At 50.8% G+C, this 24,672-nt stretch carries 24 protein-coding genes and 1 pseudogene; 17 read left to right on the forward strand and 8 right to left on the reverse strand.

Annotated elements, in window-relative coordinates; translation table 11 throughout:
• The first annotated feature begins 289 nt into the window (after positions 1-289).
• Positions 290-1,408: a nitric oxide synthase oxygenase gene (locus tag ACTVIM_RS08285; protein WP_061912104.1), complete on the forward strand. Its 1,119-nt coding sequence runs from the start codon at positions 290-292 to the stop codon at positions 1,406-1,408.
• A complete protein-coding gene (locus ACTVIM_RS08290; protein WP_061912084.1) occupies positions 1,405-2,190 on the forward strand; it encodes an ABC transporter ATP-binding protein in 786 nt (261 codons plus the stop codon). The genes ACTVIM_RS08285 and ACTVIM_RS08290 overlap by 4 nt, the downstream gene beginning before the upstream one ends.
• 282 nt (positions 2,191-2,472) lie before the next feature.
• Here ACTVIM_RS08290 and ACTVIM_RS08295 read toward each other — a convergent pair whose 3' ends face one another.
• The 3 genes from ACTVIM_RS08295 to ACTVIM_RS08305 form a co-directional block, all read right to left on the reverse strand.
• Positions 2,473-3,318 carry a serine/threonine protein kinase gene (locus tag ACTVIM_RS08295; protein ID WP_061912083.1) on the reverse strand — a complete coding sequence of 282 codons (846 nt, stop codon included), beginning with the start codon at positions 3,316-3,318 and terminating at the stop codon, positions 2,473-2,475.
• A complete protein-coding gene (locus ACTVIM_RS08300; RefSeq protein ID WP_033022588.1) occupies positions 3,318-3,515 on the reverse strand; it encodes a hypothetical protein in 198 nt (65 codons plus the stop codon). Before ACTVIM_RS08300 ends, ACTVIM_RS08295 begins: the two co-directional genes overlap by 1 nt.
• Positions 3,516-3,784: 269 nt before the next feature.
• Positions 3,785-5,875 (reverse strand): DNA topoisomerase III, encoded by a 2,091-nt coding sequence (locus ACTVIM_RS08305; RefSeq protein WP_061912082.1) that lies wholly within the window; start codon positions 5,873-5,875, stop codon positions 3,785-3,787.
• A 198-nt stretch (positions 5,876-6,073) separates the two neighbouring features.
• On the opposite strand from ACTVIM_RS08305, the gene ACTVIM_RS08310 reads away from it, so the two are divergent.
• The 4 genes from ACTVIM_RS08310 to ACTVIM_RS08325 all read left to right on the forward strand — a co-directional run bounded on the left by ACTVIM_RS08310 (position 6,074) and on the right by ACTVIM_RS08325 (position 9,415).
• Positions 6,074-7,447, forward strand: a complete 1,374-nt coding sequence (locus ACTVIM_RS08310; RefSeq protein ID WP_033843879.1) for a sensor histidine kinase — start codon at positions 6,074-6,076, stop codon at positions 7,445-7,447.
• Positions 7,448-7,449: 2 nt separating this feature from the next.
• A complete protein-coding gene (locus ACTVIM_RS08315) occupies positions 7,450-8,130 on the forward strand; it encodes a response regulator transcription factor (RefSeq protein ID WP_445614222.1) in 681 nt (226 codons plus the stop codon).
• Positions 8,131-8,416: 286 nt separating this feature from the next.
• Positions 8,417-8,983 carry a YdhK family protein gene (locus tag ACTVIM_RS08320; protein ID WP_445614331.1) on the forward strand — a complete coding sequence of 189 codons (567 nt, stop codon included), beginning with the start codon at positions 8,417-8,419 and terminating at the stop codon, positions 8,981-8,983.
• Between the two features lie 243 nt (positions 8,984-9,226).
• The gene (locus ACTVIM_RS08325; RefSeq protein WP_445614224.1) at positions 9,227-9,415 is read left to right on the forward strand and encodes a hypothetical protein; all 189 of its coding nucleotides are present in this window, start codon (positions 9,227-9,229) and stop codon (positions 9,413-9,415) included.
• Between the two features lie 53 nt (positions 9,416-9,468).
• Here ACTVIM_RS08325 and ACTVIM_RS08330 read toward each other — a convergent pair whose 3' ends face one another.
• Complete coding sequence (locus ACTVIM_RS08330; protein ID WP_445614225.1) at positions 9,469-10,842, reverse strand: amino acid permease; 1,374 nt, start codon at positions 10,840-10,842, stop codon at positions 9,469-9,471.
• 214 nt (positions 10,843-11,056) lie between these two features.
• Between ACTVIM_RS08330 and ACTVIM_RS08335 the strand changes: the two genes are divergently transcribed.
• From ACTVIM_RS08335 to ACTVIM_RS08360, 6 genes are all read left to right on the forward strand, one after another.
• Entirely contained in the window at positions 11,057-11,539 is a 483-nt protein-coding gene (locus tag ACTVIM_RS08335) for a PH domain-containing protein (RefSeq protein ID WP_445614226.1), read from the forward strand.
• The gene (locus ACTVIM_RS08340; protein WP_445614228.1) at positions 11,529-12,977 is read left to right on the forward strand and encodes a PH domain-containing protein; all 1,449 of its coding nucleotides are present in this window, start codon (positions 11,529-11,531) and stop codon (positions 12,975-12,977) included. The genes ACTVIM_RS08335 and ACTVIM_RS08340 overlap by 11 nt, the downstream gene beginning before the upstream one ends.
• Positions 12,925-13,203: a DinB/UmuC family translesion DNA polymerase gene (locus ACTVIM_RS08345; RefSeq protein WP_445614229.1), complete on the forward strand. Its 279-nt coding sequence runs from the start codon at positions 12,925-12,927 to the stop codon at positions 13,201-13,203. The genes ACTVIM_RS08340 and ACTVIM_RS08345 overlap by 53 nt, the downstream gene beginning before the upstream one ends.
• A 90-nt stretch (positions 13,204-13,293) precedes the next feature.
• Complete coding sequence (gene uvsE, locus ACTVIM_RS08350; protein ID WP_445614332.1) at positions 13,294-14,259, forward strand: UV DNA damage repair endonuclease UvsE; 966 nt, start codon at positions 13,294-13,296, stop codon at positions 14,257-14,259.
• A gap of 756 nt (positions 14,260-15,015) precedes the next feature.
• Complete coding sequence (katG, locus tag ACTVIM_RS08355) at positions 15,016-17,226, forward strand: catalase/peroxidase HPI (protein WP_445614230.1); 2,211 nt, start codon at positions 15,016-15,018, stop codon at positions 17,224-17,226.
• Between the two features lie 194 nt (positions 17,227-17,420).
• A complete protein-coding gene (locus tag ACTVIM_RS08360; protein ID WP_171661075.1) occupies positions 17,421-17,846 on the forward strand; it encodes an NUDIX hydrolase in 426 nt (141 codons plus the stop codon).
• 42 nt (positions 17,847-17,888) lie between these two features.
• On the opposite strand, the gene ACTVIM_RS08365 is transcribed toward ACTVIM_RS08360, so the two are convergent.
• Positions 17,889-18,659, reverse strand: a complete 771-nt coding sequence (locus ACTVIM_RS08365; RefSeq protein ID WP_445614232.1) for an ABC transporter permease — start codon at positions 18,657-18,659, stop codon at positions 17,889-17,891.
• 156 nt (positions 18,660-18,815) lie between these two features.
• Positions 18,816-19,556 carry an ABC transporter ATP-binding protein gene (locus ACTVIM_RS08370; protein WP_445614233.1) on the reverse strand — a complete coding sequence of 247 codons (741 nt, stop codon included), beginning with the start codon at positions 19,554-19,556 and terminating at the stop codon, positions 18,816-18,818.
• A gap of 402 nt (positions 19,557-19,958) precedes the next feature.
• Here ACTVIM_RS08370 and ACTVIM_RS08375 point away from each other — a divergent pair, with 402 nt between their 5' ends.
• On the forward strand, positions 19,959-20,732 hold the full coding sequence (locus ACTVIM_RS08375; RefSeq protein WP_445614234.1) for a MerR family transcriptional regulator: 774 nt from the start codon (positions 19,959-19,961) through the stop codon (positions 20,730-20,732).
• Between the two features lie 45 nt (positions 20,733-20,777).
• Here the strand turns inward: ACTVIM_RS08375 and ACTVIM_RS08380 are convergent, their stop codons facing one another.
• Together ACTVIM_RS08380 and ACTVIM_RS08385 are read right to left on the reverse strand one after the other, a co-directional pair.
• A complete protein-coding gene (locus ACTVIM_RS08380; RefSeq protein WP_445614235.1) occupies positions 20,778-21,848 on the reverse strand; it encodes a hypothetical protein in 1,071 nt (356 codons plus the stop codon).
• Positions 21,849-21,932: 84 nt separating this feature from the next.
• Entirely contained in the window at positions 21,933-22,331 is a 399-nt protein-coding gene (locus tag ACTVIM_RS08385) for a MarR family winged helix-turn-helix transcriptional regulator (protein WP_445614236.1), read from the reverse strand.
• Between the two features lie 209 nt (positions 22,332-22,540).
• Here ACTVIM_RS08385 and ACTVIM_RS08390 point away from each other — a divergent pair, with 209 nt between their 5' ends.
• The 4 genes and pseudogenes from ACTVIM_RS08390 (at position 22,541) to ACTVIM_RS08405 (ending at position 24,654) form a co-directional block, all read left to right on the forward strand.
• Positions 22,541-22,963, forward strand: coding sequence for an NUDIX hydrolase (locus ACTVIM_RS08390; RefSeq protein ID WP_445614237.1), 423 nt, complete (start codon positions 22,541-22,543; stop codon positions 22,961-22,963).
• A pseudogene (locus ACTVIM_RS08395) lies at positions 22,962-23,255 on the forward strand (YdeI/OmpD-associated family protein); the annotation flags it as partial. The gene ACTVIM_RS08390 and the pseudogene ACTVIM_RS08395, both read left to right, overlap by 2 nt.
• 301 nt (positions 23,256-23,556) lie before the next feature.
• On the forward strand, positions 23,557-24,129 hold the full coding sequence (locus ACTVIM_RS08400; RefSeq protein ID WP_445614238.1) for a Uma2 family endonuclease: 573 nt from the start codon (positions 23,557-23,559) through the stop codon (positions 24,127-24,129).
• Between the two features lie 384 nt (positions 24,130-24,513).
• The gene (locus tag ACTVIM_RS08405; RefSeq protein ID WP_082799275.1) at positions 24,514-24,654 is read left to right on the forward strand and encodes a YrzI family small protein; all 141 of its coding nucleotides are present in this window, start codon (positions 24,514-24,516) and stop codon (positions 24,652-24,654) included.
• Positions 24,655-24,672: the final 18 nt, after the last annotated feature.

Below are 24,672 nucleotides of genomic sequence, written 5' to 3' on the forward strand. Positions count from 1 at the left end.
GAGAGCGTTGCTCCATTCTCAGTTGCCCCGCGGGAGCGACAGCTTGCAGCAATAGTATGGCTGTCGCACGATGGAAGGGCGTTCGACGCGGGGGAAAAGGGGAGAGAATCATGTTGATCCATCGACTGCTCGGTTTCGCGCTCATTTTTTTTGCCATTTCGATGTTGGTTGAGCAAATGTGGTGGGTCGGGGGCATTTGTCTCCTCATTGGCATCGGAATGACCGCGAAGAGTTTCGGTTATGGAAAATGGAGGAAGAAGAAGCATACATGGTAAACAGCGAGAAGAATATGCATCAACGAAAGTGGAGACAGCATGATGGGCCATTGATAAAAAAAGCGGAACAGTTTATTACGGCAAGCTATCGGGAGCTTGGAAAAAGTGAGAAAGAAATGAAGCGGCGGTTGAACGAAATCCGTTGGGAAGTGGAACAAACCGGCACATATAGCCATACGTACGAAGAGTTAAGCTACGGGGCTAAGATGGCTTGGCGGCATAGCAATCGCTGCATCGGTCGCCTGTTTTGGCAATCGCTCCATGTCATTGATGCGAGAGAGGCAGCGACTGTTGACGAGGTGTTTTCTTATCTGTTCCATCATATTGAGTTTGCGACCAATGGGGGGAAAATCCGGCCAGCGATCACGATCTTTCGTCCAAATGGGGAAGTGCGCATCTGGAATCACCAACTGATTCGGTATGCCGGTTATGAAACTGAAGAAGGGATGATCGGCGACCCATCTTCCCTCACTTTCACTCGCGCCTGTGAACAGCTTGGGTGGAAGGGGGAAAAGACGCCTTTTGACGTGCTGCCTTTGGTGATCCAAGTAGGCGGCCAACAGCCTGTTTGGACACCGATTCCGAAAGAATTGGTGCTGGAGGTGCCAATCGAACACCCAGAGTTTCCGTGGTTTCGCGATCTGCAGCTAAAATGGTACGCCGTCCCGATGATTTCAGATATGTGTCTAGAAATTGGCGGCATTAGCTATATGGCCGCACCGTTTAACGGGTGGTACATGGGCACGGAAATTGGCGCCCGCAATTTTGCCGATGACAATCGCTACAACATGCTTCCGAAAGTGGCCTCTTGCATGGGGCTTGACACCAGCTCGAACGCATCATTATGGAAAGATAAGGCGTTGGTCGAATTGAATATCGCTGTTTTATATTCCTACAAAAAGGCGGGCATCAGCATCGTTGATCATCATACCGCCGCGCGCCAATTTCAGTTGTTTGAACAGCAAGAAAACGCAGCCGGGCGCCATGTCACCGGCGACTGGACATGGCTGATTCCGCCATTGTCTCCGGCGACAACGCACATTTTTCATCGGTCGTATGACAACACGACCATGTTGCCCAACTTTTTCGATCAAGATCGTCCATATGAACCACAAAGGGGAGAGGGACAATGACCGTCATCATCCGCATGCGCAACGTGTCATGGATGCGGGGGACGCGCGCGATTTTGCATGAAATCGATTGGGAAATGAAAGAAGGCGAGCAATGGGCGATTCTTGGCCTCAATGGCTCCGGGAAAACATCGCTTCTTAACATCGTCACAGGCTATCAATACCCGACGCGCGGGGAAGTGGAAGTATTAGGGTATCGATTTGGACAGGCGAGTCTGCCGGAGTTGCGACGGCATATTGGGTTTGTCAGCAGCTCGCTCCTTGATCAATTTCACGACACGCTGCAGACCGAGACGGTTGAAGATGTCATCCTCAGCGGCACGTTTGCGACGATTGGTTTGTATGATGCTGTCACCGATCACGAGCGGGCGAAAGTGGAATCGTTCATGGAAGCGTTCCGTTTGCAAGCGGTCAGGGGAAAACCATACGGGACGCTTTCCCAAGGGGAAAAGCGGAAAGCATTGATCGCTCGAGCGTTGATGGCGAACCCGAAGCTGCTTATTTTGGACGAGCCGACCGTTGGCCTTGACTTATTGGCGCGGGAAGACATTTTATCCTTGATGACGCAAATCACCGCCCGGTCGTGCCACGTGTTATACGTCACCCATTATATTGAAGAAATTGTCGAATCGATCACCCATGTGCTGCTTTTGCAGGACGGGCGCATCGCCGCCGCGGGACGAAAAGAGGACGTATTAACCAATGAACGGCTTTCCGAAGCGTTTCGTCTTCCGATTCGTGTTCATTGGGAACACGGCCGGCCGTGGGTATCGCTGGGACGTTGAAGATGGATGGACTACTGGCTCCCTAAGGTGCGAAGACCATATCAGGAGCCCCTCCAACCATAAAAATGCGAAAAGCATGTAACAACCATCTAGTTACCTGCACGATCATCCAGTTTTTCCTTGCCGGAAGAGTTGATGGAAAGATGGACGGAAATGTTTCGAATGGTGTTTTTCTTTAATGGGATGAGGCCGCTTTGTTCCCGCTGCTTCCATTGCTGAACATTGTGTCGGTACAATTGATCCGATACATTCAACGTGTCAATGTTTCGCTTGATCCCCCATTCATATGCTTGTTGGATTTCCTGCTTTGACCGTTTGCGCCTGGCTGCGCTCAGCCAATAGCTGCCTGACATCCATCATCAGCTCGTTGATGTGATCATACGGCGCATCCAGCTGCAACATTTTCCGCAAGATCGCCCGAGCTTTCGGAGACAGATCCAGCTCTTCCTCCCAGCTTTTTTCCTCCTCGCTCGTCGGTTCGTAAGCCGAATATAACAAGAATAAGGTGAAATGCCCCAGTGCATAAAAATCGCTTCGCGGATGCGGTTCGCGCCGCAGCCGCTTTTCAAGCGGATCGTCGTCGCGCCATTCCGCTGATTCGCCGATATAGCACGCCAAGCCAAAGTCAATGACAAAGACGGTTCCTTGCCGCCAAATGATGTTCGGAATGCGCAAATCGCGATGGACGATGCCCAAAGCGTGAATGAACCGTACAACGTCAAGCACATCAAGCAACAATCGAAACGCGGTTCGTTCCGTGTACGTGACCCCGCGGTGAAAAATGTGATCTTCCACCGTCTCCCCGTCGATATACTCCATCACGAGGTAGGGCTGTCCGCGTTCCACAAATCGGTCATGCAGCATCGGAATTTGCGGGTGGCGCAAGCGCGCGAGCATTTCGGCTTCGCGCTGAAGCAGGCGGCGGCCGTCTTCCCCTTTTGTCCGCCGCGCCTGTTTGATGACGACAAGGCGCCCAGTGTCATGATCGCGCCCTTTGTAGGCGATGCCGTAGCTGCCCATCCCGAGCTCTTCGATCACTTCATAGCGGCGGTGAACGATCTCACCGCTTCGATGCGGCCGGTCAAACCAGCGGGCGACGAGCGGGTGGCGTTCCATGAATCGCTTCATCAGCTGCCGAAGAAGCTCGAGAAGAAACTGCCGCTATGATGCTTCTTTTTGTAATGGTGATGACCGTACTGGGACGGGTGCTGGTGCGAATGATATTTCGGGCCGTAATGGTGGTAATCGCTGCTGCTATAATGCTTTTTATAGTGCGACGAGTGATGATGCTGGCCCAACAACGCTTTGAACAACTTCTTTAACATCATGATCGCTCCTTTACAGTAGGTTTTACTTATATATACGGAACCGCAAAAAGAAAGTTTCGGTTGCCGATCGCTCATTCATCCGCCCGCGTTGTGAGAGAGGGAGGCCAATCCGCTTCAGTAGGCAAATCCATCGAACCGCAGCAGCGATGCTCCGCGCCATTCGTTTTCGAATAAGAACCGCCAGCGTTGGTGCGGCTGGCGGTTCGTTCGGCGCTGATGTTTTTTCCACCACGTCTTTCGGCAGGGAGGCAAATGGTTTTTCGCGCTTATTCTTTGTTTTCAAGCGCCTGCTTGAGCAATTCTCCGAGATTGGTGCCAAACGATTCGTTCGTTGCGCTGTATTTTTTGAGCAGCGCCCGTTCCGTTCCTTTCGTGGTGGTGCGTTTCGTTTCTTCCGCTTTTTCCACGACGTTGCACGGGCGGCATTGGAAATAGAGCCCGGCTTTCCCTTCGTGCATTTCCATGCGCCGATGGCATTGTGGGCAGCGGCGGTTCGAGAGCTTCGGGTCGCGCCTCCGCCGGTAGCGGCATGATAAATTCGAGCAGACGAGCATCCGCCCGTCTTTCGTTTTCCGCTCTTTTAAGAGCGCGCCGCATTCCGGGCAAGTGAGCTGGGTAAGGTTCGGCGCTTTGTATACGCGCTCGCTCTGCTTGATTTCGGCGACAAGCTGCTCCGTCTGCCGGCGGATGTGGGCCAAAAACTGTTTCGGATTCCCTTTTCCGCGGGCGATGGCCTCGAGTTCCCGCTCCCAGCGGGCGGTCAACTCCGGCGATTTCAGTTCCTCATGGACGAGCTCGATCAGTTGTTTTCCTTTTTTCGTCGGATAAAAGCGGCCGTCTTTCCGCTCGACGACTTCCGTTTCGACGAGCCGCTCGATGATGTCCGCTCTTGTCGCCGGCGTGCCGAGCCCGTATTTCTCCATTTGCGCGAGCAAGTCGGCCTCCGAGTAACGGGACGGCGGTTCGGTGAACGATCGTTCCATCTCAAGCTGCACCGGTGCGAGCGTTTGGCCTTCCGATAGATGGAATGGTGTCGGTTTCACTTCTGTTTCTTCCTTGCCAAGAACGGTTCGAAACCCTGCGTTGACGACCGCTGTTTCCCGGGCGACAAACGTCTCGCCGGCGATTTCGAAAGTGGCGGTTGTCGTTTCATATTCATACGGCGGGTAAAAGAGCGCCAAAAAGCGGCGGGCGATCATGTCATACAGCTTGCGCTCATCGGCCGACAGCTTCCCGAGGTCGAGCCGTTCATCGGTCGGAATGATGGCGTGGTGGTCCGTCACTTTGTCATCTTGAAACACCCGATGGGCCGCTTTGACCTTGCCCTTGGCAAGCAGCGGAGCAATGATGTCCTCATACCCTGATTTCATCGCCGAAAGCCGCTCTGTCATCGTCGATGCCATGTCGCTTGGCAAATAACGAGAATCGGTGCGCGGATACGTGACGAGCTTGTGCTGTTCATACAGCCGCTGCAACACCGAGAGCGTCTTTTTCGCCGAAAAGCCAAACCGCTTGTTCGCCTCCCGCTGCAGCTCAGTCAAGTCATATGGCAGCGGGGCCGGTTCGCTTTTCCGTTTCCGCTTGACCGATGTGACGCGCGCCGGCTGGCCGTTGAGACGAGCCATCAGCCCGTTGGCCTCGTCTTGATCAAACAGCCGCTTCCCGCCGTGCCGTTCCCATGTCGCCGTAACCGAACCGATGCGGGCATGAATCGTCCAATACGGAACGGGCACAAACGATTGAATCTCCCGCTCGCGTTCGATGATCATCGCCAGCGTCGGCGTTTGCACGCGCCCGGCCGAGAGCGGGTCGTTGTATTTCGTTGTTAGGGCGCGCGTCACGTTCAACCCGATCAGCCAGTCGGCTTCGGCGCGGCAGACGGCTGATTCATACAGGCGGTCAAACTGCGCCCCGGGCTTTAACTGGCGAAACCCGTCGCGGATGGCTTGATCGGTTTGCGACGAAATCCATAAACGCCAAATCGGCTTCGTCCAGCCGATTTTTTGCAAAATCCAGCGCGCGACCAGCTCTCCTTCGCGGCCGGCGTCGGTCGCAATAATGCAATCTTTCACATCGCGGCGTTTGGCCAAATGTTCAATGGCGCGAAACTGGTAGCTCGTTTGCCGGATCACTTTCAAGCCCATTTGTTTCGGAATAATCGGCAAATCCTCGAGCCGCCACGTTTCGTATTTCCGGTCATAGTCTTCTGGCATTTTGAGTTCGACCAAATGCCCAAGCGCCCACGTGACGATGTAGCGCGGTCCTTCCATATACGATTTATGCGTTTCTTTGCAGCCGAGCACGCGGGCAATGTCGCGGGCGACGCTCGGCTTTTCCGCTAACACGAGCGATTTCATAAAAAAACTCCTTTCTGTCGTCTCCCACTGAGTGCGGTCTGTTTATTAGTATAATGGAAGAAAGAAAAAGACGCATCCGCTAGGCTTGGTTCCTAACGAAACGATGTGGCAAGCTTGTCCATACTTTCTGCACATGTTCAAGGTAAAATAGAAAAGGTGAAACGACCATGCCGTTTTGATCGATAAGGAGAGAATCACGTGCGAAAGCTTTCTTGGAAACTTGGCCTGCTGTTTTTTGCCTTTGTTTTGGCCGTGGAACTGGTGCTGTTCATTTCCCTCTATGCGACGCTTGTTCACGCGCGCATCGAGGAAGAATTCGCGCAGCTTCTGGCGCGGGGAAACAGCCATCGCAATGTGCTGGAAAAAAATTACGATCGCACAACGGTTGAGCATGTTGTTATGATGGAGTCCGAAGCTGAAACCGATGTCGTCATTACCGATGCTAGACGCCACATTGTATCTGCGTCTAGCGGCATCGTCCCGTTTGCGAGGCAACTGATTCCGTTGACTTACGGGCGCTCCATTCCCCGCGAAGGCATGATGGTCGAAACCGATTGGAAGCGGGCGTCTCATATCGCCGCTGTCAGCCCGATTCAAATCAAGGGCGAAACAAGAGGATATGTGTATATGTTTCAAGACACTCGCTCGATTCGGACGATGGTATATAAACTGAAGCATCATTTTGTTGTCGTCGGTGTGCTGTCCGTGGCGATTACGATGATGACGATCGCCTTTTTCTCCCGCGCCATCACGATGCCGCTTCTTCGCATGAAGCGGGCGACCGAAGCGCTCAGCCGAGGCGATTTTTCCGTGCGCGTCGAAGTGAAAGGAGACGATGAGCTGGCGCAGTTAGGCAAAGCCATTCAAACGCTGGCGAACGATTTAGCGTATTTGAAACAAGAACGGAGCGAATTTTTAGCGAGCATCTCCCATGAATTGCGCACGCCGCTGACGTATGTGAAAGGGTACGCGGACATCGCTAGACGGCCGCACCTTGCCGAGGACGAGCGAATCAAATACGCGACGATCATTTATGAAGAGGCGGAAAAGATCGAAAAAATGGTGAAAGACTTGTTTGAACTAGCTAAACTCGAGCGGCACTCGTTCCAGATCGAAACGCAACCGACCGATCTTTGTTTATTTTTTGCCAAACTATGCGAAAAGCTGCGCCCGGCGTTTCAGGAAAAATCGCTGTCGCTTGTGTGTCAGTGCCCCGGTTCGGTCACAGCGGAGATCGACCAGGAGCGGTTTGAGCAAGTGATGATCAACGTGCTCGACAACGCGCGGAAATACGCGTTTCCTGGCACAACGGTGGAGATTGCCGTCTATCCGCAAAAACGCGAGGTCGTCGTGGCCGTTTCCGATCAAGGGGTCGGCATCCCGCCGGAAGACGTGCCCCGGATTTTCGAGCGGTTTTATCGGGTTGATAAATCGCGATCGCGGACAAGCGGCGGGACCGGACTCGGTTTGGCCATTGCCAAAGAAATCGTCGAGGCGCACGGGGGAACGATCGCCGCTCGAAGTGAACAAGGAAAAGGAACGACCATCCTCATGACGCTGCCGGAGGGATGACGATGTATACGTTGTTGTTGGTCGATGATGAAGAGCGGATGCTGGATTTATTGGAATTGTATTTAGCGCCGAACGGCTACCGCTGCGTGAAGCGGCGTTCGGGCGCGGAAGCTATTGACTATTTGCGGCATCATCACGCCGATTTGGTGCTGCTCGATGTGATGATGCCAGAACTCGACGGATGGGAAACGTGTCGCCGCATCCGCTCATTTTCCGATGTTCCGATCATGATGGTCACCGCCCGCGACGAGCCGACCGATATTGTCCAAGGATTGAAAATCGGAGCGGACGATTATGTGACGAAACCATTTCATGAAGCGGAGTTGCTTGCACGCATTGAAGCGGTGCTCCGCCGTGCGGCCGGCAGCCGTTCAGTCATCCGTGCAGCCGGGCTTGTCTGGAATGAACAAGAACATACGGTTCGCTACAGAGAAACGCCGATTGCGCTGACACCGAAAGAGTTCGCCGTTTTAGGGCTGTTGTTAACACACCCGAATCAAGTGTTCAGCCGTGGGCAAATCATTGCATCACTATGGGGCTATCTCGCTGACACAGAAGAAAGAACCGTTGACTCCCACGTGAAAAACATCCGCGAAAAACTGCGCCGGGCCGGGTTTCCGGTGGATGAACATTTGCAGACGGTGTGGGGCGTCGGCTACAAATGGAACGGGCACAAGTCATAATCATTTTCGAAAAGAGAGGCGTTTGGGCCAAATGGAAGAACGGATGATTGAGTTCCTTCAAGCATACGGCGGAACGGCGTACTTCTTGAGTCTAGCCTGTAATGTGGCGATCAGTGTGCTCGGGGTCGTCCCAAGCGCCTTTTTGACTGCGGCCAATTTGACCGTTTTTGGGTTTTGGCCCGGTTTTTGGACCGTGCACGGCCGCCGCTTTTTGCCCAATCAAGACCATCTCCATAAAATCTGCACAAATGTCGGGTATGCTAACAAGGCAAGGAGGGTGAAAACGATGAAAAAATTAAAAATGTTGCTAGGCACAACTTCGGTTATGGCAGCGCTCTTGTTATCCGCCTGCACTGGTGCAGACGACAACCAAACACCAAAAGAAAATACGGCTTCTCACACCGGTCATGAGGGAATGAACCACTCGGGTTCAGGAGAGGTGCCGGCTGGATTGAAGGAAGCGAAACAGCCAGCCTATCCGGTTGGAAGCAAAGTCATCATTCACGCCGACCATATGCCAGGGATGAACGGGGCGGAAGCGACCGTTTCCGGGGCGTTTGACACGACTGTCTATACCGTGACGTACACGCCAACAACAGGGGGTCCTCCGGTCAAGAATCATAAATGGGTGATTCACGAAGAAATTGAAAACGCCGGTGACAACCCGTTCCAGCCGGGGGACGAAGTCGTCTTGAATGCCGACCATATGGAGGGGATGAAAGGCGCGAAAGCCGTCATCGACTCCGCCCAACAAACGACGGTGTATATGGTCGATTACATCGATACAAAGACCGGGGAACAAATGACCAACCATAAATGGGTGACCGAAGATGAACTGTCGCCGGCGAAATAAGGAATCGACCTTGGCATCATCCGCACAAGCAAGGGGCTCCGAAGCGGTGAGACGCCCCTTTTCCATGATTCGGTGCACCAACATTGTCCATTGCACGGCAGGGAGGGCCTTAGGGGCATCCCTGTTGTTTTTTTATGGGCATCAAGGTAGAATGACATCAAGCGTCTGTTCGATGACAGAAAGTGTGAGCGAGAAAATCCTCCTCTTTCGGAGGAGGAGAATATGAATAGGGAGAGGAAAACGATGAAATGGTTTTGGCTGGGGGCATGGTTGTTTTGCCTCGGTTCGTTCGTATACGGGGCCGCGGTCAGTTTGTATCGTTTATGGGCCGAGCGGCGAGTGGATGAGCAGGCGCTGATTTTGGCGTTTGGCATGGCGGTCGTTGGTTGGCAGGCGTGGGAGAAATGGCGGGAGGTCAACCGCGGAGGATAAGAGAACAGGCGCCGGCCATAACGGCACAAGCGCCTGTTTTTCCGCACTCGTATTCAGGCCGATTGTTCGTTGCCGTTTTGTTCCGACCGCCGGCTTTGCTTTTCTTTGCTCGCCCCATATATCGCCAGAACCGCCAAGATCACAAGGCAAAGAACCGATCCGATTCGATGATCACGCTGGAATAAAAAGCTCACCCAAATCGCGCCGAGCGACACGACGACAATGATTGTCGTGTACGGAAATGCTTTGACGCAAAAAAACGGATTCGTGTCGTAATGCGGCCGCAGTTTCAGTTGGGCCGCGCCGATCATCATCCAGACGATCAGCACCGTAAACCCAGGAATCGTCATCAACTCGCCGATGATCCGCCCCGGCGCCAAGTACGCGCCAACGACCCCTAGAGCGATGCAGACGGCGACCATTCCCATCCCGTAAAGCGGAACCCCGTGTCGCGTCGTCCGCAACAAGCGGCGGCTCGCCTCTCCTTGCTCAGCCATGGAAAAGAGCAAGCGAGACGTGGCGTACACCCCCGTATTGGCCGCTGATAAGACGGCCACAAGCAAAACAGCGTTCATCACATGGGCGGCGCCCGGAATGCCGGTGGCCTCGAGCACTTGGACGAACGGGCTGTTTTCCGCCGATACGGCGTTCCATGGCATGATGCCGCAAATGATGGCGATCGGCAGCACATAAAAGCCGATGACCCGCCATATCGTCGTTTGGATCACCCGCGGCAGCACCCGGTCGGCGTCTTTCATCTCCGTCACCGCCACGCCGATCAGCTCCGCTCCGCCGTATGAAAACATGACGACAAGCAAGGCGCTGATCATGCCGCCGACCCCATGCGGAAACCAGGCGTCGTACGTCGCATAACGGCTCCATGGGTTTCCATTCGCTCCTTCAATCACGCCGAACCACATGCCGGCCCCAAGCAAGATGAACACAGCTAGCGCCGCCACTTTCAACCCGGCGAGCCAAAATTCTGTTTCTCCATAGTAGCGAACCGGAAACAAGTTCAGCGCGATGATAAACAGCGCGCAGCTAAGAGCGAGCAGCCAAAGCGGCACCGCCGGCATCCAATAGCGCAAAAAACTGCCTGCCGCCAGCAGCTCGACGACCGTGACCAACGTCCAGTTCGCCCAATACAGCCACCCGACGAGAAACGACCAGCGAAAGCCGAACGCCCGGCGGATCAAATGTTGAACGTTTTCGCCCGGATAGGCGATGGCCATCTCCGCTAAGGCGGCCATAATGAGAAACAACAGCGCGCCGCCGAGAAGATACGTAAGAACAACGCTCGGTCCGGCCATGTGAATCGTATCAGAGCTCCCTTTGAAAATGCCGGTGCCGATCATGCCGCCGAGCGCCATCAGCTGCACATGGCGGGGCAGCAGCCCTTTTTGCAATGAGGGGCGGGAATGGTTCATACAGACACAACCTTTCTGACACAAAGCTCATTCTATGATGCACTTTTTTACTTTGACGCTTTTTTGCTTTTGTGCAGTTAAGCAAAAAAGATAGTTTTAGAATATAATAGTTTTGTTTTTCTGTCAATGATGCACGAAAAAACCCATCGTCAATGTGGAAATGTTTTGTTATACTGGAAACAGATTTGATCTTAATCAGAAGGAGATTCATAGTATGTTGGACAACAGCGGTAAACCGATTTCGGAAAAAGCCATCACCGTGTGGCGTTGGACCGGAGCGTTGGGGGCATTGGTTTCCGGCGCCGTCATTGTTGGAATGGCGTGGATACTGGCGCGCTTTCATGCCCCGAAATGGTGTTTGGGAATGTTAGCCGGCATCTGGTTGATCGAAGTGGTCTTAGGGGTGGGATGGGTGCCTGTGCTTCGCCAGCGCCGGTGGCGTTACGCCATTCGCGAAGAAGAAATCGACATCCAGCGCGGGGTCTGGTCGACGAAGCGAACGCTTATTCCGATGACTCGCGTTCAGTATGTCGATGTGCGGCAAGGCCCGCTCCTGAAGCGGTATGGATTGGCTTCCATCGCTGTGTTTACGGCCGCGGCTGCTCATGAGATTCCCGCGCTGCCGGCGGACGAAGCCGAACAGCTTTGCCGTTTGATCGCCGAGTGGGCAAAGGTGGCGGATGACAATGACGCGTAAAACAAAACGCCGCCTCCATCCGATTGCCATTATGGCTGGGGTGGGAAAAGAATTGAAAAATATGATCGCCCCTCTTCTTGTCATCGTGGCCGCCGGCAGTCGCCATGGGTTTTCATGGAACGATATTCTTGTGCCGTTGGCTGCCCTCATCTATACGCTTGTCATGGGCGTTCTTTCTTGGGTTCGTTTTACATATGAGTGGGATGACCGTTGCTTGGTCGTTGAAGAAGGCGTGTTTGTCCGCAAAAAACGTTCCATTCCGTTGGAGCGCATTCACGGAATTTCCATAACGGAAGGAATCTGGCAGCGCATCGCTGGAGTGGTTCAAGTACACGTAGAGACGCCGGGAAATGTTCCCGGAGAAGCGGAGGTCATTCTTCGCGCCATCGCCCGAAAAGAAGCTCGGGCTCTGCAACAATGCGTGGAACGAGCGAAAAACAGGAATGGACGCGTCAATGAGCCGGAAACAGCCGCCCATCGCCCGCCGTCTCCGTTGTTTACGTTAACGATGAAAGAAATTTGGATCGCCTCATTGACAAGCGGCGGGGCGCTCGGCGTGGTCGCCGCTTTATGTGCGTTTTTGTCGCAGTTTAGCGACTTTATTCCGTATGAGGCGCTTGTCCGCGATATTCAGTCGACATGGAACGGACACGGACGGTGGTATATTGCTCTGTTGATCTTGTCGATTCTCTTGGCCGCCTATGGGGTAGCCATCGTGCAAAATATGATTCGGTACGCTTCGTTTGTCGTGCGGAAACAAGAAGATACCATTGTGATTGCTCGCGGATGGTTGGAACGAAAAGCAGTGTCCGTCCCTGTTGACCGCGTCCAAGGTGTCGTCATTCATGAGAGTTGGCTGCGACGTTTTTTCGGATACGCCTCTGTGTCCATCATTCATGCCGGCGGGGCGCTTGATGGCGGACCATCAGGGGAAGTCGTTCTTTGTCCGCTGGTCAAAAAGCATCGCATCGTACCGATTGTTCAAGCTTGTTTGCCCGAGTATCGCCTCGATGTGCCACTTTCGCCGCTCCCTCGGCGGGCAAAAAGCCGGTACATGCTTCGCCCGCTTTATTGGTTGACGATTCCGGTTGGAGTGGTCGCGTATATGGAGCGTCCGTGGGGAGCGGCCCTGTTGCTTGTGCTGCCGCTCGCCGCGTGGATCGGGGCGCGGCGCTACCGAGCCGCCGGCTGGGCGCTTTCCTCGAAGCAGCTGTCTCTCCGCAGCGGCTGGTTTCGGCGAACGACCGTGCATTTGTTCAAGCGCCACGTCCAATCGTTGGAAATCGAAACGACATGGTGGCAACGAAAAAAACAGTTGGCGACGATCTCGGCTTCCGTCATGCCGGTCGGCACCTACTCCCGTGTCGTGGATGTGGATGAAGAAGATGCCGCTTCGATCTATCGCTGGCTGCAAGGGGAAAGGAGCAACGAAACGTGATGAAAGCCTTTCTTCACATCGACTGACTCGTAGCCAAACGGAGGCAGAGCCGCTTCAAACGGCGGAAGATCTCTTTTCTGTAGCGGCGCGATTGCTGAAAAAGCATTGGGACGGCCGTCCGGTGCGGCTTCTTGGCGTCGCTGCGCTTCGTGTGTTTGACCGGGCAGGGGCGGTGAAGCAGCTCAATTTGTTTCATTATGAAGAGGAGGTGAAGAGGAATGTGTAGCTGCATAACGGATCGGTTTCGGCTACATAATAACGTTGTCTGCCAAAAAAGGCGGAAATGGATCGTTGGCTAACTATCGAGGTGAAGATGATGACCGTTGTCCGGCTCGGCTATGCCGCTATGAGCGTGCATGTCCCTCATTGCTCTCCCTCTCAAACGATGACCGTGGCGCAGTTTCGCGCCATTCGCGATCGCGAGGCGGCGATTCGCAAGCTTGAGCGGATCGCCATCTCCAATGTCGAAAACTGCCTTCGCTTGCTCAAACATAACAAGGCGCATGACATCCGTTTTTTCCGTCTCAGCTCGCGGCTTATTCCGCTTGCCAATCATCCAGAGCTAGACGGGTGGGATTATCTCGCTCCGATCCGTGAAGCGTTGCGATCGATCGCGCTGTTTTTGCGTGAGTATCCGATGCGGCTTGATTTCCACCCGGAGCATTTTGTTGTGCTCAATTCCCCTGATGCCGATGTGTTCCGCGCTTCATTGCGCACGCTGCATCTGCATCGAGAACTGTTGCGCGGGATGGGGATTGACGCAGAACACCGCTGCGTGCTCCATCTTGGCGGCGGGTATGGCGACAAAGAAAAGGCGTTGGAGCAGCTGATCCATAATTGGGCGTACATCCCCATCTCGTTACAGCCGATGATCATGTTTGAAAATGATGATACGGTGTTTACACTGCGCGATGCTCTCTATGCATGCGAAAAACTCGGCGTGCCGCTCGTTTTTGATTTGCATCACCATCTCGCCAATCACGACGAAGAAGACTGGCGACCAGACTGGGAACGGATCGTGGCGACATGGCGCCACTCGCCGTTGCCGATGAAAATGCATCTCTCAAGCCCCAAAAGCAACAGACAGTTCCGCGCCCATCACGATTTTGTCGATGCTGAGATGTTCATCCGCTTTTTGCGGGAAATCAAAGGCACCGTCCGGCAGCTTGACTGCATGATCGAAGCGAAACAAAAAGATGAGGCGTTGTTTCAGCTTGTACGCGACCTCAAGCGCTATGACGAAATAGAGTGGATGGACGGAGCGAGCTTTTATGTGAAGTGACAAGGATCGTGACGATCATCATCCAGACCGCGAGCCATACGCACTTTTTTATATGTTGCAATAAAATATCGACTGGGCCGTGAAAGGAATAAGGAGGGAAGATGGCGAATATAACACACAATGGGGGAATAGGCGATCAAAAGAGTTTTTTAGAGAAAGAGGCATGGGCCAAACGATGGCATGAGACATTGATGGTCTCGTGTGGAGATCATGAAACGGTCATAATGGTTTGAATAAACCGGTTCCGCAAAAGCGAAACCATGGATGGACTAGTTGCTTCCATGGCAGTTTATACTCCTTCCTGTGAAACGCTCTCATCTTATGCGGCTTCATCTTGAGCTTCTTTCATTCATCCAGCATCAACATAAACTAGAATACCGAATATATGTTCCTGTTCTTGTATTATCTTTGATTTAGCAGAAATTTGTCAAGACTTAAATTTCCTTTATTGAGAATGGCCCATCTTCATGGAATGGGATGGTGTGGTCAAATATATATAAATTGAAATTTTGTTTTACATCCCGCTGATTACTCGACTCGTTCTATCATAATCAACTTGTACTTAGATGAAACGCGCAACGAAAAATCGGAAAATCCTGATTGCAACTTATATAGAAAGATTTTATACTAAAAAATACTTTTTATACTTTACTATTAACTATTAATTTATTATAATTTTAATGTACTAGTAATTATCAATATCGGTTGCCAAAACAACCGTGAGGAAGACAATTTGAACAGGAAGGGGAAGAGAAAATGGAACATCAATACCCACAACAAGCTTCGAAATGCCCATACCACGGGAGCATCACCAATCAATCTTCCAATCGGACAACGAACAAAGATTGGTGGCCGAATCAGCTGAATGTAAGCATTCTTCACCAGCATGACCGGAAGACGAACCCTCATGATGAAGATTTTGATTACGCGCAAGAATTTGCAAAACTGGACTACTGGGCGTTAAAAGAAGATTTGCGGAAACTGATGACCGAAAGCCAAGACTGGTGGCCGGCCGACTATGGCCATTACGGGCCGTTAATGATCCGCATGGCTTGGCATTCGGCAGGGACGTATCGCATCGGCGACGGCCGCGGCGGCGCGTCGACAGGCACGCAGCGCTTTGCGCCGTTAAACAGCTGGCCGGACAACGCCAACTTGGATAAAGCGCGCCGGCTGTTATGGCCGATCAAAAAGAAATACGGGAACAAAATCTCTTGGGCGGATTTGTTCATTTTGGCGGGCAATGTCGCCATTGAATCGATGGGCGGAAAAACGATCGGGTTTGGCGGCGGCCGCGTTGACGTCTGGCATCCGGAAGAAGACGTGTATTGGGGATCGGAAAAAGAGTGGCTCGCCTCTGAACGCTATTCCGGCGATCGCGAGCTCGAAAACCCGCTCGCCGCGGTGCAAATGGGGTTAATCTACGTCAACCCAGAAGGGCCGGACGGCAAGCCGGATCCGAAAGCAGCGGCGCGCGATATCCGCGAGACGTTCCGCCGCATGGGGATGAACGATGAAGAAACGGTCGCCTTGATCGCCGGCGGTCATACGTTCGGAAAAGCGCACGGCGCCGGCCCGGCCACGCACGTCGGTCCTGAGCCGGAAGCCGCCCCGATTGAAGCGCAAGGGCTGGGATGGATCAGCTCCTACGGAAAAGGGAAAGGGAGCGATGCAATCACAAGCGGCATTGAAGGCGCTTGGACGCCGACGCCAACCCAGTGGGATATGTCGTACTTTGACATGCTGTTTGGCTATGACTGGTGGCTGACGAAAAGCCCAGCCGGAGCTTGGCAATGGATGGCGGTCGACCCGAATGAAAACGACTTGGCCCCGGATGCCGAGAACCCGTCGAAAAAAGTGCCGACGATGATGATGACGACCGATTTGGCACTGCGGTTTGACCCGGAATACGAAAAAATCGCCCGCCGGTTCCACCAAAACCCGGAAGAATTCGCCGAGGCGTTCGCCCGGGCATGGTTCAAGCTCACCCATAGAGATATGGGGCCGAAAACGAGATATCTCGGTCCGGAAGTTCCGGAAGAAGATTTCATTTGGCAAGACCCGATTCCAGAAGTCGATTACGAACTGACGGAAGCGGAAATCGAAGAAATCAAAGCGAAAATTTTGAACTCCGGGCTGACCGTCAGCGAGTTGGTCAAAACGGCTTGGGCCTCAGCCAGCACGTTCCGCCATTCCGACAAGCGCGGCGGAGCCAACGGCGCCCGCATCCGTCTCGCCCCGCAAAAAGACTGGGAAGTGAACGAACCGGAGCGGCTCGCCAAAGTGCTGTCCGTCTACGAGGACATCCAACGTGAACTGCCGAAAAAAGTAAGCATCGCCGACTTGATCGTCCTTGGCGGCAGCGCTGCGGTTGAAAAAGCGGCCCGCGACGCTGGTTTTGACGTCAAAGTGCCATTTTTCCCTGGCCGCGGCGATGCGACGCAAGAACAAACGGACGTCGAAAGCTTTGCCGTATTAGAACCGTTTGCGGACGGCTTCCGCAACTATCAAAAGCAAGAATACAGCGTCCCGCCGGAAGAACTGCTCATCGACAAAGCCCAGCTCCTTGGGCTGACGGGTCCAGAAATGACGGTCTTAATTGGCGGCTTGCGCGTGTTGGGCGCGAACTATCGCGATTTGCCCCACGGCGTGTTTACCGACCGCATCGGGGTGCTGACCAACGACTTCTTCGTCAACCTGTTGGATATGGACTATGAATGGGTGCCGACCGACGGCGGCATTTACGAAATCCGCGACCGGAAAACCGGCCAAGTGCGGTGGACAGCGACCCGGGTCGATCTCATTTTCGGATCGAACTCCATCCTCCGCTCTTACGCCGAATTTTACGCTCAAGACGACAACCAAGAAAAATTCGTCCGCGATTTCATCAACGCGTGGGTGAAAATCATGAACGCCGACCGCTTTGATCTGGTGAAAAAAGCAAGAGAATCGGTCACCGCTCGATAATGAAAACAAGGCAGGGGGAGAGGATTCCCTCTGCCTTGTTTTTGCGGCATACAAAACTGCTCGATCGGCAGCGCCGCTCTCCCCACCGGAAAAACCGATAGGGGGGAAGGGCTGAAGGAAATATTGTGAAATATGATAAAATGATACGAATGAGTCGATCAAAACGATCATCGATATAGGGGGGGCAGCCTTTTATGAAGATACGCCAATGTTCTAGAGCCGTGATCATCAATGAACGGAATGAAATTCTTCTTCAGCGATTTGAATTTCGCGATGTGGTAGGAAACAAGGTGTTATGGGTGACTCCAGGGGGAGGGATTGAAGAAAATGAGACCCCGGCGGAAGCGTTAAAAAGAGAGTTATACGAAGAACTAGGCATTGTTGTCGACCTTGTCGGCGAACCCCTATTCCAACTCGATGTATGGATTGATGGGAAACAAGGTCCTTTTGTTAGTCGAGAGATTTATTACAAAATCACGATTCCATCGGATACAAGATTATCGTTCGAAAATATGACGAAAGACGAAAAGGATGCATGGCAACAGGTAAAATGGTGGAGCAAGGAAGAATTGCAGAGCATCAATGATTTTGCGCCGCGTGAGATATTGAATTACATATAAGAACCGATCAGCTGTGGGGGGCCGCTTCAACCTGTCTTTTCGTTATACGTAGCTTCCTATTTTTCCGTTCTTCCTCGCCCAGTTCCATTGTTGTCTTAAGACGAATGAGCCGATGGCGAGCCACAATAGCGAGACGCCGAACGTGGGAAAGAACGCGCGCCATCCTGCGCTCATTCCTTGTACAGCCCAAGAAAGAGGAGAAAGGGCGTTGAGAATATGAAAGGCGGCTGGTAATCGATTCGAAGATAGAAAAAACCCTGAGAAGATTAATAAATAGTAAAGAAGCACTTCAGTAACGGCCCCGACTTGCTTTAAGCGGAGTGACAGTCCTAAAATGAACACGCCGATCCCCGTCATGCCGATGAGACTCACTCCACCAAATACGACGATTTCCGTTACGATGGACAATGCTCCCGAAACAATTTCAGAAAATCCAATGATCAAGGCGGCACAAAGGAAAAAAAGCGCCACCCACGCGAACGACAACGCGACTTCCGCGACCACCACGCCGATCAAAATTTGCCATGGAGGAGTCTTCGTTGAAAGCACTTGCTCTGCGGTGCCGAGATACGCTTCTTCGATTGCGCTGTTGCCAAGCTTTGCGATCAAATGAGCGCTTAAGTACCAAAGGCTGAAACCGGCTAGCTTGACCGCCGCCTCTTTTCCCGTCTGGATGGGGCTTGCGTACAGCGTACCGAAAAAAAAGACAAATTTAATAATCAGCCCAACAGTAAAATCGAACCAATATCGGCGATACTCTGCTCTTTTTTTCAAAAACGACGCCGATACAACACGAAAAATTTGCCGGAGCAATCAACCCACCTCCCTAGACGACATGGCGGATTTGCCGAATCAAAGAAGACTTGATTTTGTAAGGTTTGTCTATTTTTGTTTGGTTGTCAATGGATGTTCGTGAATTTGCGCATCGACAGTATCTGAAAAACAATACTGCAAAGCGGCCTCCATTATTCAATCACCAACCTCTTGGGAGAATTGATAGGAACGAATCGCCGCTAAAAAATGAGTTTCAAGGTCAGCTGGAGTTGAAAAATGTTCCTTTGTTCCCCGCCAAATGATGGTTCCATCTTTGATAAATACAAATTGATTTCCGACGGCGTGGGCAAACGGAATGTCATGGGTCGTAATGAGGACGGCGTTCCACCAGTTGTGTTTTTCCGTCAACAGCGCTCGAATATGATGCTGCGACTCAACATCAAGGCCAAGAGTCGGCTCATCAAGGAACAAAAACGGCGCTCCTTTCATTAAGGCGATCGCAAACGCCAATTTTTGTTTCATCCCTCGCGAAAGGGCTTGGGCCAGACGATCCGCGTAGGGGGTCAGATTCAACATGGCCATGATTTGTTCGGCCCTTCGCTTCGCTTCGTAACGGCTCCACTTGTTTAACAAACCAAAATACAAGAGATTTTCAAAGACATTTAAATATGAATAGGAGTTGTCGGCTTCTTCAAACACGACCGCAATCGACTCGCGCGCCCCATTCGGATTGCAGACAACATCCACCCCATTTACATAAATACGGCCGCTGTCCGGTGCAGTAAGCCCGATGATACACTTTATTAAGGTCGTCTTCCCAGCCCCATTTGGCCCTAAAAGAATGAGCCGATCTCCGTCATTCAGCTCGAGAGAGAGATCGCGCAACACGTGGCGGTGAGGCGGATAGATTTTGTTGACGTTTTGCACGAAAATCATCTTTACCTAATCCTTTCAACTGAATAAACGAAAAGGTCTTTGGTAGCCTGTCTCTGCGTGGAGCTATAGAAAGCTTGATTTTCCGTTTTTGGTTATAATTATAAAATAAAAAAAAGAAGAGTGTAAATATTGAAAAATGATCACTTCCATCTGCGTGAGCAATGAATCCACTAAAGGGGGCGGTGGTTTCGTCCAAAATCGTGCTGTTCCATCTGTTTCTCAGTTAGAACAGTCCAGCGAACTCAACTTTAGCGAGATGCCGTTGATTTGCTCGTGGCAGCCGTTTTTCACCAGCCTTCTAAAGCCTTTTCCAAAGTGAAAAAATGTATTGATCCTTCCGCAACGTCAGGAAGTATGATAAAGACGATCACTTTGTCGCTACAAGGGAGGAATGAAACGAGCATGAGTGTGATTTATTATTCGATTGGAGAGTTTGCGCAAAAAACAGGGACGACCATTCGAACCCTCCGTTATTATGATGAGATTGGTTTGCTTTCGCCGAAAAAGCATCCTCATTCCGGACGACGCATGTATACTGATGACGATGTGTTGATACTTCAAAAAATTGTTAGTCTAAAATTTTTAGGATACAGTTTAGAGCAAATCCATCAACTTTTGAATCAGACTCGATTGGATTTAAGTTTGAGGGAAACTTTGGAAATGCAAAGGCGGTTGTTCGAGGAAAAAAGAAAATCTATTGAACAAGCAATCAAGGCGATGGATCGCATATTATTTTTGCTTCGGGAAGAAAAAGAAGTGGACAACGAGGTGATCATGAGTCTTATCCATAGTCTGCAAACGGAGAATGAGCAGCGTCGGTGGCTTGAACAATATCTACCGCAATCGCTGATCGACTCCTTATTTCACAAATCCGAAGCAGATATGATGGCGATGGATCGAGAATGGGTTCGTCTGACAAAAAAGGCTAAGCAGTTGGCGGGTACGCCTGTGGATCATCCAGAGGTAGAAGCATTGATGGAACAGTATATGAATGCCACATTGACCTTTGTTGGTCCTGATACGATGCAAATGCTCGGGCGACTAGAACAAGTGGAAGAGATGGTTCGGGAGGCGGAAACATGCAATTGGATACCATCTCCTTTTACAAAAGAAGAAGAACAATGGCTCCATCAAGCTATGGAGCACTACATGGTCAAAAAAGGACTGATTGAATAAAAGGTAACAACATCGGCCCGCCACGATTCAGCTGGGCCGATTCTGTTATTTTCCCTGAAGCACCCGCTTCCAATTTTCTGACACCGTCTCATAAAATCCGTGCGCATCATCGACTGTCACATATAGTTTTCGCACCGTGTTTTTCCGCCCCAACAGCCCGATTACTTCCACCGGCTGCCGCAAGCGGATTTCCAGTTTCGGCTCTTCATCAAAAAAGCCTAATAGCGCAACCGAATAGGCATCGGTTTCTTTCTTTCGCTTTGGTTTTTGGGTCACGTCCCATGTGATCTCTTCTATATTGGCGTACTCCAGCTCTACAAAGCTGCGGATTCCTAATTGGATATGGATTCGGTCAGGCGCCAGAATAATCGGGGACAGCGTAATCGCCCGATAGTCGGCGATCAGAACGAGCAGGAAATACACATCAAAAAACGTCACTGTCCAAGCGGCTACTTCGCTCCACTGCATGACGAGCCAATGAACGCCGACGATTTCGATGAGCATCGCATGCACGAGCATCAAAAAGACACCGAAATATTCCGTTTTCTTATGATAGCTGTAAGTTGGATACGGCAGCGGCAGATGACGCCTTTTTTTGCGATACGTTAAGTAATACAACACAGCGATCTCTGTGATCATGATCCGAAGCAAAAAGACAGGGCGCCTGAACACTGCTTCAATGGTATGGGCATAAGTGCTTAAAAAATAGAAATGTTTCGTTTTCTTAACGCGAAAGGTGCGAATAAAGGCTCTGAGGTTTCGGATGATAGACCAAGCGATCCATAATTCGATTACAATGAACAAACTTTCAATGACGAAAAAAACGTATTTGATGAAACGGTATTGTTCACGAAGCGGTGGGGGAATGATCACATACACGATCACCAGCCCGAATGCGGCTACGCTAACGCACGCTTTCCATGAACGCTTGATCCGACCGATCGTCATTCGATAAACAACGGCTAAATACAGCGGAAAAACGATGGTAAGCGACAATAAAACAGACGTATGTTCTAAAGCATAACCATGTTTTCGCACCGCTAGATAAAGAACAGAGAGAGCGAACAGAGACGCCGCTATAAACTGCATATAACGACTGTTTCGTATTCGATGCATCAGATTCCTCTCCCTTATTAGTTTAATAAAGTTAATTATTAAATAAACTTAAATATTCGACAGACCTTCCCCAATGGAGAAGGGTTACGACCGATGTGCCTCTATGATGATGGTATAGAGTTTATCGTTAATTTCTTTCAGCTTTTCCAAGTCCTCACGCTGAAGTTTTCCATAATATTTTTCCATTAAGCGCAATTCCACTTCGTCCATTTTGTCATGATATGTTTGACCCGCTTGATCTAAGCGGACGATGATTTCACGGCGGTCGGTTGGATTGATGTCTCGGCGAACATACGCTTTTTCCTCCAGCTTTCGAACGAGCTGGCTGGCGGCGCTTGGAGTTATGGAAAAGAACTGGGCGATTTCGTTGATCGTCATGGTTTGATGCCTCAATATCTCCAGCAGCATCACTTGCCTTTGGGTTAGCTCTTGATACTCAGCGCCGAGCATGGCGCGAATCTCTTGCAATAAAAACGCGGTCACCGCATCGTTTTTTTTTTAATAGCCTGATACAATGCTTTCAAATCGTCCATCGGACATCCCTTTCTTGATGATGAGTCTACCTATATTATAAACCAATTTAAATATTTAAGTAAAATTAAATTTTAACATATCTGTTTTTTCTTGATCTGTTCAATTCAACCATATAGAGTATTGTGTAGAGGTCAAAATCTAGAAAAAGGGGACTGCGGATGGAACATCGAAAGAACATCGTTGTCGTTTTGAAAGGGTTGATCTTACATAAAGGGACCGTGCTAATCGTCCAGCGCGCGCCTGATGATGAAGTGGGCGGCGGAACATGGGAGCTGGTCGGAGGGGGGATGCGATTTGGTGAGGAGTTAGAAGCTGCGCTCATTCGCGAAATTGAAGAAGAAGTTGGGTTGACGGTGACGGTGAAGAAAGTTTTATACGCTGCGACGTTCCAAACCCATCCGACGCGGCAAGTCGTCATCTTGACGTATTTATGCACAAGCGAGCAGCACGAGGTCATCCTTTCGAAAGAACATATCCACTATTGCTGGGCGACAAAGGATGAAGCGCGTCAACTGCTGCCCCCGGCGATTGTATACGATTTTGAAAAAAACGGCGTGTTTTCGTTAGCGGAATGGAGGTAAAGAATGCATCGAGCTTGAACCTGTGTTGAAAGCATATATTAACGAAGCCATGGAAATTGAAAAAGCGGGCTTAAAAGTGGAGTTCAAAAAGAGTCCAGAGCCAATTCCTGAAGAGCTTCAAAAAAAATTCGCCGAAATGCCGGCCTTACAAACAGCATTTGAATCGCTGACACCGGGACGACAAAGAGCGTACATCCTTTATTTTTCCGGAGCGAAACAATCGAAAACGCGCGAAGCGAGAATTGAAAAGTATATCCAGCGCATTCTTGACGGCAAAGGATTGCATGATTAACACTCTGCCCGCAGAAACGCCATTGCCACAAACGCGTTATGGGAGAGTAAGAGAAGGTGGGGAGGACATTCTCTTTTCATGAAAACCATTCATCTACCATTAAGCAAAATTGATGATGTCACTTGAAAGGGAATACCTATGATTTTCGGTGTTGCCCCCGAGGAGGACTCCATGCATGGAAATTAGAAAACCGAACGATGCGGAATATAAAAAGATTTTATCACTTTCATCGCGTTACAGTTAGCGAAATTGGCTCATTTACGGTATATAATTATAAAAAACGAAATGGAGTGAAGGAGCGATGACGACTCCGGAGTTTTCAAATCACAACTATACATATGAAGATTATCTCAAATGGGACGGACAATGGGAATTGATTGATGGCGTGCCATATAGCATGGCTCCTTCTCCTTCGTTTGCTCACCAGTATATGGTTGGTGAGTTGTATGCGGCATTGCGGGATTATTTTCAACAACAACGATGTGTAGTGGTCATGGCCCCATTTGATGTTATATTCGCTTCAAGCCTTGATGACAAATCCGCGAAAAATGTAGTGCAGCCCGATATTTCTGTTATTTGTAACCGAGAGAAAATAACAGAAAAGGGATGCGTGGGAGCCCCTGATTTAATCGTAGAAGTGTTGTCTCCGAGTACGGCGTTAAAAGACCGAAATGAAAAATACAAATTGTATCAACGGTTTGAAGTAAAAGAGTACTGGATGGTTGATCCGCTGCATCGAACCGTGGAGGTGTACGGGTGGCATAACGGAGCATATGAAAAAAGGGAAGTATTTGGAGAACAAGATGTGCTCGTTTCTTTTCTGTATCCAGATTTAAAGGTTTGCCTCCATGATGTGTTTCAGCGGTTATCATAAACAACGCGAAGCGTCAGCGTAGATGGGGGAGTATGTCACAAAGTTTCATAAAAATCATGAAAAATCATTTACAACTTCACCGTTTTTGGATACAATTGACTTCGTAACATGATTTCGGAAGGAGGATGAACAACATGAAAGCAATGATGAAACGAGCAACGCGCACAATGGAACAACGAAAAACGATTCGACCTTCCGAGTCTGTTACGATCATTTCATCTTAAACAGCACAGCGAATGCCGCGGGAAGGAGATCGTTTTTTTCCTGCGGCTTTTTTGCGTTTTTGCGCCGCAGGAGTCGCTTTCCTGCGGCTTTTTTCTGCTGTTGCGCCGCGGGAACTCCAGGAAACCCGCGGCTTTTATTTATGAAAGGGGGTGAGGGACGATGACGATCCATTTGTTGTTTGTGACCATTACCATCGAGCGACGGACATGGACGATGGAGGAAATCAAACAGGAGCAGCTCATCCGACAAGTGGAAGAAGAAATGACGGACCGAAAATGCTCCGTTTACCGATGGTTTTAAGCTTGCAATCTACAATTT

Source organism: Geobacillus sp. YF-1 (assembly GCF_052692335.1).